The 13,920-nt window shown below is 74.7% G+C and carries 12 protein-coding genes; 8 read left to right on the forward strand and 4 right to left on the reverse strand.

The genetic code is table 11. The features are described from left to right. Positions 1 to 267: 267 nt before the first annotated feature. The 3 genes from AAH979_RS29535 to AAH979_RS29545 all read left to right on the forward strand — a co-directional run bounded on the left by AAH979_RS29535 (position 268) and on the right by AAH979_RS29545 (position 2,051). On the forward strand, positions 268 to 1,185 hold the full coding sequence (locus AAH979_RS29535; protein ID WP_346261401.1) for an AraC family transcriptional regulator: 918 nt from the start codon (positions 268 to 270) through the stop codon (positions 1,183 to 1,185). 83 nt (positions 1,186 to 1,268) lie between these two features. Next, positions 1,269 to 1,724 carry an Rrf2 family transcriptional regulator gene (locus AAH979_RS29540; RefSeq protein WP_346261402.1) on the forward strand — a complete coding sequence of 152 codons (456 nt, stop codon included), beginning with the start codon at positions 1,269 to 1,271 and terminating at the stop codon, positions 1,722 to 1,724. Positions 1,725 to 1,871: 147 nt separating this feature from the next. Beyond that, the gene (locus tag AAH979_RS29545; RefSeq protein WP_346261403.1) at positions 1,872 to 2,051 is read left to right on the forward strand and encodes a DUF4236 domain-containing protein; all 180 of its coding nucleotides are present in this window, start codon (positions 1,872 to 1,874) and stop codon (positions 2,049 to 2,051) included. Positions 2,052 to 2,106: 55 nt separating this feature from the next. Here AAH979_RS29545 and AAH979_RS29550 read toward each other — a convergent pair whose 3' ends face one another. Both AAH979_RS29550 and AAH979_RS29555 read right to left on the reverse strand, forming a co-directional pair. Beyond that, on the reverse strand, positions 2,107 to 3,024 hold the full coding sequence (locus AAH979_RS29550; protein WP_346261404.1) for a hypothetical protein: 918 nt from the start codon (positions 3,022 to 3,024) through the stop codon (positions 2,107 to 2,109). A 78-nt stretch (positions 3,025 to 3,102) separates the two neighbouring features. Next, positions 3,103 to 3,624, reverse strand: a complete 522-nt coding sequence (locus AAH979_RS29555; RefSeq protein ID WP_346261405.1) for a VOC family protein — start codon at positions 3,622 to 3,624, stop codon at positions 3,103 to 3,105. A 100-nt stretch (positions 3,625 to 3,724) separates the two neighbouring features. On the opposite strand from AAH979_RS29555, the gene AAH979_RS29560 reads away from it, so the two are divergent. Then, positions 3,725 to 5,815 (forward strand): tetratricopeptide repeat protein, encoded by a 2,091-nt coding sequence (locus AAH979_RS29560; RefSeq protein WP_346261406.1) that lies wholly within the window; start codon positions 3,725 to 3,727, stop codon positions 5,813 to 5,815. Here the strand turns inward: AAH979_RS29560 and AAH979_RS29565 are convergent. After that, on the reverse strand, positions 5,740 to 7,233 hold the full coding sequence (locus tag AAH979_RS29565; RefSeq protein WP_346261467.1) for a HAMP domain-containing sensor histidine kinase: 1,494 nt from the start codon (positions 7,231 to 7,233) through the stop codon (positions 5,740 to 5,742). The two genes, AAH979_RS29560 and AAH979_RS29565, sit on opposite strands and share 76 nt — an antisense overlap. A 97-nt stretch (positions 7,234 to 7,330) precedes the next feature. Further along, entirely contained in the window at positions 7,331 to 7,987 is a 657-nt protein-coding gene (locus tag AAH979_RS29570) for a response regulator transcription factor (RefSeq protein ID WP_346261407.1), read from the reverse strand. A 116-nt stretch (positions 7,988 to 8,103) separates the two neighbouring features. Between AAH979_RS29570 and AAH979_RS29575 the strand changes: the two genes are divergently transcribed. From AAH979_RS29575 to AAH979_RS29590, 4 genes are all read left to right on the forward strand, one after another. Next, on the forward strand, positions 8,104 to 9,198 hold the full coding sequence (locus tag AAH979_RS29575) for a sigma-E factor regulatory protein RseB domain-containing protein (protein ID WP_346261408.1): 1,095 nt from the start codon (positions 8,104 to 8,106) through the stop codon (positions 9,196 to 9,198). A 118-nt stretch (positions 9,199 to 9,316) separates the two neighbouring features. Then, positions 9,317 to 10,249: an ATP-binding cassette domain-containing protein gene (locus AAH979_RS29580; protein ID WP_346261409.1), complete on the forward strand. Its 933-nt coding sequence runs from the start codon at positions 9,317 to 9,319 to the stop codon at positions 10,247 to 10,249. Next, a complete protein-coding gene (locus AAH979_RS29585) occupies positions 10,236 to 11,189 on the forward strand; it encodes an ABC transporter permease (RefSeq protein WP_346261410.1) in 954 nt (317 codons plus the stop codon). The genes AAH979_RS29580 and AAH979_RS29585 overlap by 14 nt, the downstream gene beginning before the upstream one ends. 469 nt (positions 11,190 to 11,658) lie before the next feature. Then, positions 11,659 to 13,884, forward strand: coding sequence for an AAA family ATPase (locus AAH979_RS29590; protein WP_346261468.1), 2,226 nt, complete (start codon positions 11,659 to 11,661; stop codon positions 13,882 to 13,884). Positions 13,885 to 13,920: the final 36 nt, after the last annotated feature.

Raw genomic sequence — 13,920 nt, forward strand, 5'->3', positions numbered from 1 at the left:
CCGACGGGACGGACGTGGCGGGGTTCGGTATGTCTCGCGTGCACCCGTCGCTGACCCGCGCGGTGGTCGTAGCCCGGACCGGGGACAGGCTACCGATCGGCCGACTCCACGGTCAACGTCGTACGTCGATGTCTGGCTGTCCGCCCCCGGCCTCATCCGTCGGCTTGGCCACCGCCGCCACCTGCCCGGTTGGCGGCGCGGTCGGGTTCCGGACCCGGGCTGCCCGAGGGGTGCGCGGCGGGCCGGCGGCGGCTAACGTCGCAGGTGATGGTCCGATTCGGTCAGCTCCCCGGTGATCCGGGCGCGGTGCCGGCCCAGCCCGGCTGGGCCGGTATCCGCACCCTCACCCTGCGCGACTACTTCGTCGATCCGTCCCGGCAAGGACCGCTGCTGGTCGACCGGCACCTGCTCATCCTGGTCACCGTCGGACACGGCACCCAGGAAATCGACTTCCGGACGTACCCGTGCCGGCCGGGATCGCTGCTCTGGGTGCGGCCCGGGCAGGTCGTCCAGCACGGCGGGCAGGGCGGACTCGACGCGGTGCTGGTCTGCTGGACCCCGCAGACCATGCGCGATCTGGACGTCTCGCCGATCGGCCCGCCGTTCGCCGCCGGCTTCTGGCAGCTCGCTGGTGAGGACGAGGACGCGGTGATCAACGAGGTCAGTCAACTGGTGGTGGACTGCCAGCGGCACCGGGGCGGCGCCCTCGCCACCGACCTGCTGCGGCACCAGCTCGCCGTACTGCTGCTGCGGCTGGCCCTGCTGCCGCGCGACCCGGCCGACCCCGCTGCGGTGCCGGCCCCTCCACACACCCGCAACGGCGGCCCGGACGGTACGGACCCGACCGGCACCTTCTGGCGGCTGCGGCACGAGGTCGAGCGCTCGTACGGGCAGACCCGGCGGGTCGAGGACTACGCCGGCCGGCTGGACTGCTCGGTGCGTACCCTGACCCGGGCCTGTCTGGCCGCCACCGGCCGCAGCGCCAAGCAGGTGATCGACGAGCGGGTGGCGCTGGAGGCCCGGCGGCTGCTCGCCGCCACCGACCTGTCGGTGGCCGAGGTCGGCCGCCGGCTCGGCTTTCCGGAGCCGACCAACTTCGGCCGGTTCTTCCAGCGGGAGGTCGGACGCAGTCCCGGCGCCTTCCGGGCCGGCCTGCCCGGCCGGATCCCCGCCGTCCAGGGCTGACCCGCCTCCGCCACCCGCACCGGCCTCGCCACCCGTCATCGGCCCGCCGCCGGCCGGCCACCGCGACGGTGGATGATGGAGGCGTGCAGATCTCGGCGCGCGGTGACTACGCGGTACGGGCCGGACTCGGTCTCGCGGCGGCGTACCCGGCGCTGGTGTCCGCCCAGGCGCTCGCCGCCGAGCAGGACCTGCCCCGGAAGTTCCTGGAGGCGGTCCTCGCCGACCTGCGCCGGGCCGGGGTCGTCAAGGCCCAGCGGGGTGCGGAGGGCGGCTACACCCTGGCCCGGTCGCCCCGGGAGGTGACCGTCGGCATGATCCTGCGTGCCGTGGACGGTCCCCTCGCCGGCATCCGCGGGCTGCGCCCCGAGCAGACCCGGTACGACGGCGCGGCCGAGAACCTGCCCCGGCTCTGGGTGGCCGTCCGGGCGGCGGTACGGGACGTGGTCGACGAGGTGAGTCTCGCCGAGCTGATCAGCGGCCGGATGCCGGCGCACGTACGCAAGCTGACCACCCGGCCGGACGCCTGGCAGCCGCGCTGAGGGCCGGGCGGCACCGGCCGTCCCGAACCGTCCCTTGCGGAACGTCGGCAGCCGCCACCGGTGCCGGCGCACGTTTGCCGGACACCCGTGAAGGGAACTTCCTGGCAACCCCCGGAAGAGAGCAGTTGTCCCGAAGGGAGCATGGCCGTGGGTCTGATGTTCCGTAAGCGCAAGAAGATCGGTCCGTTGATCCTCAACTTCACCGAGAACGGTTTCTCGTCCTGGAGTATCAGGATCGGTCGCTGGTCGTGGAACTCCCGGGCCCGCGCGCACCGGGTCGACCTGCCCGGCCCGCTGTCCTGGAAGCAGGACAAGTCACGGTCCTGAGGAAGCGGTGACGGACAGGGATGCCGGCGAGGCCGTCGGCGTCCCTGTTGCGTTCTCAGCCTGGCGGTGTGGCGGTGATGGTCACGTCGCCGCCGAGCCGGCCCGCCTCGGGCTCCCGGCTCACCAGCCCGGCGGCCAGTAACGCGGTGAGCACCCGGTTGGTGTCCGCCGCACGGTAGACGGTCCGCTCGGCGGTGAACTGGCGCAGCTCGGTGACGGACGCGGCGCCGACCGACGCAAGCCGGGCCAGGAGTTCCCGCCGCAGCGGCCCCGGATGCGGGCTCAGCGAGATGTCCAGCAGGTGCCCCTCCGGGTCGCCGGGATCCCGGTAGCGCACCCCGGCGTACTCGTCCGCCGCCCAGAGCGCGTTCTTGAAGGCGTCCAGCCGCTTGCCGGCGGCGGTGGCGAAGACCAGCACCTCGGCCCGGGCGTCGGCGACCAGCTCCACCTCGGTCACCAGCGGCAGCCCGGCCCCGGCCAGCCGGCGCCGGTGGTCCGCCCCGGACCAGACCGGCGGATCGAGTACCAGCAGCAGCTCGGCGGGACGGCCACCGGCGACCGCTGTGAGGACCTCCGCGCCGGGCTCCGGACCGCCGGTGCCGTCCAGGTAGGCGAAGACCGGAGCGCCGTTCGCGGCGGCCGCGCGCAGCGCCACCGGCAACCGGTCGACACCGCCCGGCATCAGGTGCGCGGCCAGCCCGGCGGGCAGCTCCGACTGGGCCGCCGCGTGCCGAGCCGCGAGGTCCTGGTCACCGGCCCGGCCGAGCGTCAGCGCCGTCATCCGCCGCCCGCGCAGCAGGTCGGCGAACTCGCCGAAGACCCGCAGCGCGGCGTCCGCGGCACCACCGTCCGCTCCGGGGTACGCCTGCGCGAAGGTGGCCCGCCGGGCCCGGTGCAGCGCGGCCGGCACCCAGGAGTCGAGCTGGCGTACCAGCAGTTCCCGCTTGACGGCGCCGATCGGGTCGGTGGACATGCTGCGGTTGTACCCTGCCCGGCCCGCCCGTGTCACCTCGGCCGTCGTTCCACCCTGGCCGCCGCCGACCGATGCCGATCAGGATGGGACGGATACGCCGACGCCGCCCCGGGTCTGCCCGCCGTACCGCTGCTTCTCCCGGTCGAGGTCGAGCCGCGAGATCCGGCGGCGCGCGGCGAGGGTCTGCTCGTCGAGCCGGTCGGCCGGGACCAGCCAGACCACCTCGAACTCCAGCCCGTCCGGGTCCTTGCCGTAGAGGCTCTTGGTACTGCCGTGGTCGGAGCTGCCGGCCAACGCGCCCGCCTCGGAGAGCCGGCCGGCGATCGCCGACAGCTCGTCGAGGGTGTCCACCTCCCAGGCGAGGTGGTAGAGCCCGACCGTGGTCCGGCCGGCACCGGACGGGCCGGCCGCGGCACCCACCTCGAACAGGCCGAGGTCGTGGTCGTTGGTGGAACCGGGCGCCTGGAGGAAGGCGGCGCCGTCGAAGCCCTCCGGGGTCATCGGCACCTGCCGGAAGCCGAGGACGTCCCGGTAGAAGGCGACGCTGCGGGCGAGGTCGCGAACGAAGAGTACGGCGTGGTTGAGCCGGTGGATCGCCATGGCTCCACGGTAGTCGCTGGCGGCGGATGCCCGACATGACGACGAAACTGCCTCCACCTGCCCTCTTGTACTGAACGTCGCCGGGCGAGCACGATGGGGCGTGGCTTCCGGCTTCGGTGAACTCACCCAGCAGGCGAACGCGCTCGTGGCAGCCGGTGACCTGGCCGGGGCCCGGAACCTGCTCGGCCCGCCGCTGGACGCCGCCGACCCGAACCCCGGACACGCCTCCGCCGAGTTGGCCGAGGCGGCCAGCCTCCAGGCCCGGGTGCTGGTGGCGCTCGGCGACCCGCACGCCGCCCGGGGCTGGGCCGCGTTCGCCTACTCCGCGACCACCCGGCTCTACGGCGCCGCCGACCAACGGACCGTGGCGACCGCGGCCACTCTCGCCGCCGTACTGCACCGGGTCGGCAGCCATGCCCGGGCCGCCCGGCTGTACCGGGACGTGATCATCGAACTCACCGCGAACGACGGCCCGGAGTCGTTGCGGGTACTCGCCGCACACGCCGACCTGGCCACCGTCGAGTACGCCCAGGGCGAGTGCACGCTGGCCCGGAACCGGCTGGAGGACGCCTGGGAACTGCACCGGGAGGTCTACGGCGACGGGCACCCGGGCGGGATCCGGATGCTCGCCCGGCTGGGCGCCATGCAGCGCGACTGTGGACTCTTCACCCGGGCGCACGAGCACCTGGCCCTGGCCCGGGAGCTGTGCCGGGAGCACCTGCCGGCCGACCATCCGCTGGCGGCCCAGGTCGCGGCGCTCGCCCGGGCGGCGGCCGATCCCGATCACGTCTGCGCCGATTCCGGGCCGGAGCCCGAGGACGACCCGCACGCGCCGACCGGCCGGACGGGCGTGCCGGAGTATGCCGAGCCGTGGCGCCCCGAGCCCCGGCACGCCGAGCCGGCACCGTACGCCGAGCACTCGGAGCACGCCGGGTACGGACAGCACGCGCACCGTCCGCAGCACGGCGAATATCCGCAGCACGGCGCCGCGCAGCACGCGGCACCGGCGTACCCGGCGGTACCGCCGCCACCCGCCGCCGCACCGGCGCAGCCCGCCGGACCGGCGTCGCCGCCGTTCGGAGCGGCGTCGCCGTATCCGGCCGCGCCCGGTCAGCGGCCCGGGCACCACGACCAGCCGTACCAGGACGGGTCTGCCGGGTTTCCGGACGGCGGGGAGCACCCGCCGGACGCCGAGCTGCCACCCCGCGACGAGTTGCCACCGCTGCGCTTTCCGCCCCCGCCGCCACCCCCGTCCGCCGGAGCCGGCAGCGACACCCCGCAGGTGCCGCCGCCCCGGCTGCCGCCCGCACCGCTCGTCGAACCACCGCCCCGGTGGGGCACCCCGCCGCCGGCCGGGCCGCCGGTCCCGCCGCCCCGGAACGCGGCGAACCGGTCCGGATCCGGATTCGCCACCGGTGCCGGGTCGGCCGGCGACGCGGACGGTGATCCGGAGCACGGCTGGTGGCCGCCGGACGTGGCCCGCCGCACGCCGGACGGCGACGACGACCCGGAGGCGGGGCGGCACCCCGCACCGGCCGCCGCCCAGCCGTGGCGGCCGGAGAGCCGCTCCGGCTCCACGCCGGTCGCCGAGCGGCCGCACCGGGAACTCCCGGCCGGTCACGCCGTCGACCTCGGCGACACCGGGGGCGTACCCGAGGTCCGGCACCTGCCGGAGCGGCGGTCGTCCCGGTTGCCGGTGCGGATCCACCGGCCGCCACCGGCTGGCCGGCGGCTGCCGACGGCGGTCGTCGCCGGCCTGGTGGTGCTGGTCCTGCTCGGCACCGCCGCCGTGGTGCTGGGGTTCGGGCTGACCGGGGACGACGAGCCGGAGTCACCGGCGCCCGGGCCGGCGACCAGCGCTCCGGCCGCGCCGCCGCGCACACCGCCGCCCGCCTCCCCCGGCACCCCGCCCGGCGCGGTGACCCTGGCCGACAACCGGAGCAGCGTGACGCTGGGCTGGAGCTATCCGAACGGTGCCAAGGGTCCGGTGGTGCTGGCCGGCGGGCGGGCCGGTCAGGAACTCCGGCCGTTCCAGGAACTGCCGGCCGGCTCCACCGGCTACGTGGTCTACGGCCTCGAGACGCAGGGCAACTACTGCTTCTCGGTCACGGTCGTCTATTCCGAGAGCGTCGTCGGCGAGGCCGATCCGGTCTGCACCGACCGTCCCGGCAGGTCGCCGTCGGCGCGCTGAGCCGCGGTCACCGGCTGCGGCGGTACCCGCTCGTCGTGGCCGTCCCGGACCGGGCGCTCGGCCGGCAGGCGTACCTCGACCCGCAGTCCGGGCCCGGCGTCGCCGAGGGTCACCGTGCCGCCCTGGCGGCGTACCAGTTCCCGGACGATGGCCAGGCCGAGGCCGGCGCCGCCCGCGTCCCGGGCCCGGGCGTCGTCCAGCCGGGTGAACCGGTCGAAGACCCGGTCCCGGTCCCCGGCCGGGATGCCCGGCCCGTCGTCGGTCACGGTCACCAGGTGGTACGCCGGACCGGTCCAGCCGCCGGGTCCGGCCTCCAGCACCACCTCGCTGGCGGTGTGCCGGAGCGCGTTGTCCAGCAGGTTGCCCAGGATCCGGGTCAGCGCGTCCGGCTCGGCGAGTACCCAGAGTGGAAATCTCGGTGCCACCACCCGCAGCGGCGGCGCCGGATACCGCTCCGCGACCTCGGTCAGCAACTCCCCCAGCTCGACCGGCTCGGCGGCCCGGGGTGGCCGGGCGGCCGGCTCGTCGAAGCGGGCGAGCAGCAGCAGGTCGTCGACGAGCCGACTGAGCCGCTGGGTGTCGGCGAGCAGGTCGTCGGCGACCGCCGGCCACTCCGTCGCCGGGCCGAGCCGCTGCGCGACCTCGAGCTGGGTCCGCATGTTGGCCAGCGGGCTGCGCAGCTCGTGCGCGGCGTCGGCCACGAAGGCACGCTGCCGGGCCCGGGCCGACTCCAGCCGGCCCAGCATCCCGTTCAGGGTCACCGCCAGCCGGTGGATCTCGTCGTGCGAGGCGGGCAGCGGCAACCTGCCCGGCCGGGCCCCGCCGGTGATCTCCTCGGCGCCGGCCCGCAGCGTCTCGACCGGGCGCAGGGTGGCGCCGATCACCCGCCAGGCGACCGCGGCCAGCGCGACCAGGAGCAGCGGAAAGCTGATCAGCAGGATGGTACGGACCACGGTCACGCTGTGCCGCACGTCCGCGGTGGACTTGGCCACCAGTACCGTCTGCGGGTCGGCTGCCGGCCCGGCGGGTACCGCCACCACCCGGATCGGGCCGTCCAGGCCGAGCCGGCGGCCGGGCAGGTAGAACCGGTCCCGCTCCCCGGCCTGGAACCGCCGCAGCTCGTCGGGGTAGAGCATCGGGACCAGCCGGTCGGCGTCGATCGACGCGGCCCGGATCCGGCCCTGCCCGTCGAGCACCTGTACGCGTACCTGGCCGCCGGCGACCGGGAGCGGGTCCGGCAGCGCGTTCTGGCCGGCGAGCCGGGCCACCGCCTCGGCGGTCTTCAGCGCCTCGGTGTCGACGGTGCGCTGGAGCGCGTAGCCGAGCGCGCCGAGCAGGACCAGCCCGCCGACGGCGAGACCGGCGGCGAGACCCGCCGCGCTGATGATGGTGAGTCGGGCCCGCAGGCTCAGCGTCAGCCACGGCCGCCGCCAGCCACGCCGCCCGAACCGCCCCCGGAGCCGGATCACGGCGGCCCACCGGTCCCGGCCCTCCGGTGACCTCGCTCCGCCCGGGTCATGTCACCAGCCGGTAGCCGGCCCCCCGGATCGTCTCCAACCGGTCCCGGCCGATCTTGCGGCGCAGGTAGCCGACGTAGACCTCGACGGCGTTCGGCGCGGTACGCAGACTCGCGTCCCATACGTGGTCCAGCAGTTCCGTCTTGGAGACCACCTCGCCGGCCCGGCGGAGCAGGTATTCCAGCAGGGCGTACTCCCGGGCGGTCAGTTCCACCTCGACCCCGTCCCGGGTGACCCGGCGACGGGCCGGGTCCAGACTCAGGTCACCGGCGACCAGCACCACCGGGCGGCGCGGCGCGCCCCGGCGGAGCAGGGCACGCAGCCGGGCCAGCAGCACCACGTAGGAGAAGGGCTTGGTCAGGTAGTCGTCGGCCCCGCAGTCCAGCCCGTCGGCCTGGTCGTACTCGCCGTCCTTGGCGGAGAGCATGAGCACGGGGAGCCAGTGCCTCTCGGCCCGCAACTGGCGCACCACCCGGTAGCCGGAGAGCCCGGGCAGCATCACGTCCAGGATCATGGCGTCGTATCCGCCGTGCCGGGCCAGGTCGAGCCCTTCCGGCCCGCTAGCGGCCACGTCGACGACGAAGCCCTCGGCCTGGAGGCCGCGCTGCAACGCCGTGGCCAGTCGGGCCTCGTCCTCCACCACCAGCAACCGCACCGGACAAGCGTGCCATCCCCGACCGCGGGCAACCACACCCGGCCGGGTACGACGACACCGGTTCTCAGTGGTTTCACAGCGCCGAGGGCGCAGGATGGACACCAGGAGGTACGAACATGTCGGTTTTACAATCCCGGCCCGCGCTGCGGTGGCTGGTCCCGACCGGGGCGGCCCTGGCGATTCTCGGCGGAGGTGCGGCGGTCGGCACCTTCGCCTCGGCCGCCGAGCCGAACCTGCCCGAGCGCAGTGCCGCCCAGCTCCTCGTCGACCTGCAGACCGCCCGCCTGGACGGTCTCTCCGGCACGGTGATCAAGCGCGCCGACCTCGGACTGCCGAGCCTGCCCGGCATCGGCGGGCGAGGCAGCGCCGCGCTGACCTCGCTGGTCTCCGGTACGCACACCCTGCGGGTCTGGCACGCCGGCCCGGACCAGGCCCGGGTCGCGCTGCTCGGCACGCTCGGCGAGACCGATGTGATCCGCAACGGCAAGGACGTCTGGATCTGGGACAGCCAGGCCAACAAGGCCGAGCACACCACCCTGGACGGCTCCGGCCCGACCGCCCGGCCCGACCACCTGCCGACCACCCCGCAGGAGGCCGCCGAGCAGGCGTTGGCGGCCGTGGATCCGAGTACCCGGGTCAGCGTCGGACGGTCAGCCTCGATCGCCGGGCGGGACGCGTACGAACTGGTACTCGAACCCCGTGACGCCACCTCGCTGGTGGGCCAGATCACGATCGCGATCGACGCCGCCGAGCACGTGCCGCTGCGCTTCCAGGTCGTGCCGCAGGGCACCAGCAAGCCGGCCTTCGAGGTGGCGTTCACCCAGGTCGACTTCGAGCGCCCGGACCCGGCCCAGTTCGTCTTCAACCCGCCGCCCGGCGCGGTGGTGACCGAGGCGACCCGTCCGGAGGGCCGGCCGGAGGGCCGACCGGCCGGGCTGGAGCGGCCGACGGTGGTCGGCAGCGGGTGGACCAGCGTACTGGTCGCGAAGGTTCCGCAGCTCGCCGGGACCGCGGAGCCGGAGACCGGCGGCACGGAGGCCGACCTGCTCCGGGGCCTGCTGGGCGGGCTGCCCGAGGTGAGCGGTGAGTGGGGCAGCGGCCGGCTCGTCACCGGCAAGCTCTTCACCGCCCTGCTCACCGACGACGGCCGGGTGTTCGTCGGTGCGGTGAAGCCGGAACGGCTCTACGAAGTCGCGCAGAGCACCAGGTGAGCGGCTTCCGGACGGCACCCTCGTCCGGCGCGGTGACGGCGGGAGGGCGCCCGTCCGGTGCCGTGCGGCGAGGGCACCCCTCCGGCACCGTGATGATCCGGAGCGGAGGGGCCGGCCGGTGCCGGAGTTAGCGGTCCAGAGCGCGGGACTGACCAAGCGGTTCGGCCGCCAGGTCGCGGTGGACGCCGTCGACCTGGCGGTTCCGCGCGGCGCCGTCTACGGCTTCCTCGGCCCGAACGGCTCCGGCAAGACCACCACCATCCGGATGCTGCTCGGTCTGGTCCGGCCGACCTCGGGCGGGCACACGCTGCTCGGCCGGCCGATGCCCGACGGGGTGGCAGAGGTACTGCCCCGGATCGGCGCGCTGGTGGAGGGACCGGCCTTCCACCCGTACCTGTCGGGCACCGAGAACCTGCGCCGGCTGGACGCGGCGGACCGGACCGCCGATCCGGACACCTCCAGCGCGCGGATCGGCGCCGCGCTGGACCGGGTGGGGCTGACGGCGGCGGCCGGCAAGCGCTACCGCGCGTACTCGCTGGGCATGCGGCAGCGGTTGGCGCTGGCCGCGACGCTGCTGGTCCCGCGGGACCTGTTGATCCTGGACGAACCGACCAACGGACTCGACCCGCAGGGCACCCGGGAGGTCCGGGCGCTGGTCGGCACGCTGGCCGCCGAGGGCGCGACCGTGCTGCTCTCCACCCACCTGCTCGCCGAGGTGGAGCAGGTCTGCACCGACGTCGGTGTGATGCACCGGGGGCGGCTGGTCGCCCAGGCACCGCTGGCCGAACTGCGGGCGGCGGCCACGCCCCGGGCCCGGGTGACGACCGACCGTCCGGTCGCGGCCGCCCAGGTGCTGCGGGAACTGGGCCTCACCGAGATCACCGAGGCGTCCCGGGAGGTCAGCGCCGTGCTCGGGCCGGTGCCGCCGGAGAAGGTGGTGGCCGCCCTGGTGCACGCCGCCGTACCGGTACGCGGCTTCGCGGTGGACGCCCCGGACCTGGAGGAACTCTTCGTCTCGCTGACCGGGGAGGGCTTCGATGTCAGCGGTTGACGCACCGTCCGGGGCGGGCGGCGGACCGGTGCCCGGCCCGGGTGCCGTCCCGCGCCCGGCGCAGGGCGCGACGGTGCCGGACCCGGCCGGGACGAGGCGACGCGGCCGGCGTTCCGGCCGCGCGGGCCGGGCCAGGTTCTTCCGCTCCGAGCTGCGGCTGGTCTTCGGTCGTCGGCGCAACCAGGCCGGGATGGCGGCGCTGGCCGCCGTACCATTGATCATCGCGATCGCGATGCGGGTCACCGACGGTCCCACCGAGGCCGGACACGATCCGGGCTTCTTCTCGGCGATCAGCGGGAACGGGTTCTTCGTGGCGCTGGCCGCCCTCGGCGCGGAACTCGGGCTGTTCCTGCCGATCGCGGTGGCGGCGATCTCCGGGGACAGCGTGGCCGGCGAGGCCAACCTCGGCACCCTGCGCTATCTGCTGACCGTACCGGTCGGGCGTACCCGGCTGCTCGCCGTCAAGTACGGCGCCGTCGTCGTCTTCGCGGCCACGGTGACCCTGCTGGTCGCGGCGGTCGGCCTGGCCGCCGGGCTGGTGCTGTTCGGCGGCGGGCCGGTAACGCTGCTCTCCGGCAGCCAGGTGAGCCTGGCCGAGGGGCTGCTGCGGCTGCTCGGCGTCTGTGCCTATCTGACGGTCGGGCTCTGCGCACTGGGCGCGGTCGGGCTCTTCGTCTCCACCCTCACCGAGCAGCCGATGGGTGCCACGATCGCCACCACGATGCTCGCGGTGACCAGCTTCGTCCTGGACAGCATCCCGCAGCTCGACTGGCTGCACCCGTACCTGCTGACCCACCACTGGCCGGCCTTCGTCGAGCTGCTCCGGGATCCGGTCGCGGTCGAGGCGCTCCGCCCCGGCCTGCTCTCGGCGGCCGGGTACGCGGTGGTGTTCCTCACCGCAGCCTGGGCGCGGTTCGGCGGACGCGACGTGAGCGGTTGACGCCGGACCAGCGCCGTGAGCGGTTGACGCCGGACCAGCGCCGTGTGCGTTGACGCGGACCAGCGCCGTGAGCGTTGACGCGGACCAGCGCAAGCACGTGAGCGCCCGGCGCCCGGCCAGCCTCCTCGGGCCGCCCGATCGGCTCCCGTCGGCCTGAACGACGCCGCCGAAGACCGGTGTAACCGCGGGATCGTGCGGCTGATGGATGCCGGCGAAGAAACGCGCTATCGTTTCTCAGTTCAGAAATAAAAAAGAACGGCATAATGCCGTCCTGCGCAAAGCCTAACAATGGGGAGACGGTTTGTCAAAGCAATCCGGTGTTTCGGCCGACCAGCGTCTCGACGAGCCGGTCGACGAGTCGATCGGACCTGCCGCACCCTCCCGCGCCGACGGGTCGGTGCCGGGCAGCCTGCCCCGGCCCACCGAGCCGGCCGAGGACGACCTTCCCGGCGAGCAGCGGTACGTCTCCATGCTCTACGGGCGCCTCGACCAACTGCGTACCCAGGCCACCCGGCGACTGCGCACCGCGCTGCGCAACGCGGGCGGTACCCAGCAGGAGCGCTCACAGCGTGACGGCACGGTGCGGATGTACGCCGAGCAGATCGACCGGCTCGGCGCGGTCGAGCAGGGCCTCTGTTTCGGTCGGCTGGACCTCGACGACGGTACCCGCCGCTACATCGGCCGGATCGGCATATTCGACGGCGACGGCGATTACGAACCGGTGCTACTGGACTGGCGCGCTCCGGCGGCCCGACCGTTCTATCTCGCCACCGCGGCCGCCCCGGACGGGGTACGCCGGCGCCGGCACATCCGGACCCGGGACCGCGACGTGGTCGGCCTCGACGACGAGGTGCTGGACCTGAACACCGCCGGGCAGGCCGGCGACCGGGGCGGGTTGACCGGCGAGGCGGCGCTGCTGGCGGCGGTCAACGCCAGCCGTACCGGCCGGATGACCGACATCGTCCGGACCATCCAGGCCGAGCAGGACCGGGTGATCCGGGCCGACCTCGACGGGGTGCTCGTGGTGCAGGGCGGCCCCGGCACCGGGAAGACGGCGGTGGCGCTGCACCGGGCGGCGTACCTGCTCTACACGCACCGGCAGATCCTCTCCACCCGGGGCGTGCTGCTGGTCGGCCCGAACCCGACCTTCCTGCGTTACATCTCGCAGGTGCTGCCGACGCTCGCCGAGACCGGCGTGCTGCTGCGTACCGTCGGCGAACTCTTCCCCGGGATCACCGCGACCCGCGCCGAGCCGGCGGAGGTGGCCGAACTCAAGGGCCGGCTCGACATGGTCGAGGTGCTGGCCGCCGCGATCCGGGACCGGCAGCGGGTACCGGACGAGCCGATCGAGATCAACATCGAGCGGGACAGCCTGGTGCTGGATCCGGCCACCGTCGCCACCGCCCGGGAGCGGGTCCGCCGCACCGACCGGCCGCACAACCTGGCCCGGCCGCTCTTCGACATCGAGATCATCCACGCCCTCGCCGACCAGCTCGCCGAGCGGATCGGCGCCGACCCGCTGGGCGGGGAGAACCTGCTCGACGAGGCCGACCTCGCCGAGTTCCGGCGCGAGCTGAAGGCCGAGCCCGAGGTGCAGGCGGTGCTGGACTGGCTCTGGCCGGTGCTCACCCCGCAGCAGGTGGTGGCCGGGCTGTTCGCCTCGGAGCAGCGGCTCTCGGTCGCCGCGGGGAACCTCGACGAGGCCGAGCGGGCGGCGCTGCGGCGCGAGCCGTGGGGTGGCTGGAGCCCGGCCGACGTACCGCTGCTGGACGAGGCGGCGGAGCTGCTGGGTGAGGACGACCGGGCGGCCCGGGCCCGCGCCGCCCGACAGCGGCAGGCCGAGATCGAGTACGCCGAGGGCGTGCTGGAGATCGCCGCGGGTTCCAAGTCGATCGACTTCGAGGACGAGCCCGAAGCCGAGGACGGGATGCTGGACGTCACCGACCTGCTCGTCGCCGACCGGCTGGCCGAGCGGCAGACCGACGGGGACCAGTTGAGCACCGCCGAGCGGGCGGCGGCGGACCGGAGCTGGGCCTTCGGGCACGTGATCGTGGACGAGGCGCAGGAGCTCTCCCCGATGGCCTGGCGGGTGCTGATGCGCCGCTGCCCGAGCCGCTCGATGACCCTGGTCGGCGATGTCGCCCAGACCGGGGCGCTGGCCGGCGCGTCGTCCTGGTGGCCGGTGCTGGCGCCGTACGTCGGCGACCGGTGGCGGCTGGAGGAGCTGACGGTCAGCTACCGCACGCCGTCCGAGATCCTGGCGGTCGCCGCCAAGGTGCTCGCCGAGATCGACCCGACGCTGACCCCTCCCCGGGCGGTACGCGACACCGGCGAGCAGCCCTGGGACTCCCGGGTGCGTGCCGCCGAGCTGGCCGGGCGGCTGGTCGAGGCGATCCGGGCCGAGGCGGCCGGTGTGGGTACGGGCCGGGTCGGGGTGATCGTGCCGGCCGGGTTGGTCGACGAGTTGGGTCGGGCGGCCACCGAGGCGGAGCCCGGGGTGGCGCTCGGCGACGATCCGGAGCTGACCAGCCAGGTGGTGCTGCTGACCGTCGCCCAGGCCAAGGGGCTGGAGTTCGACTCGGTCCTGGTGGTCGACCCGGACCGGATCGTCGCCGAGTCTCCCCGCGGGCGCAGCGACCTCTACGTCGCGCTCACCCGGGCGACCCAGCGGCTGGGCATCCTCCGGGTCGATTGAGCCGGGCGCGGCGGCCGGGTCAGTGAACCTTTTTCA

The sequence above is a fragment of the Plantactinospora sp. ZYX-F-223 genome (assembly GCF_039649625.1).
Classification (GTDB): domain Bacteria; phylum Actinomycetota; class Actinomycetes; order Mycobacteriales; family Micromonosporaceae; genus Plantactinospora.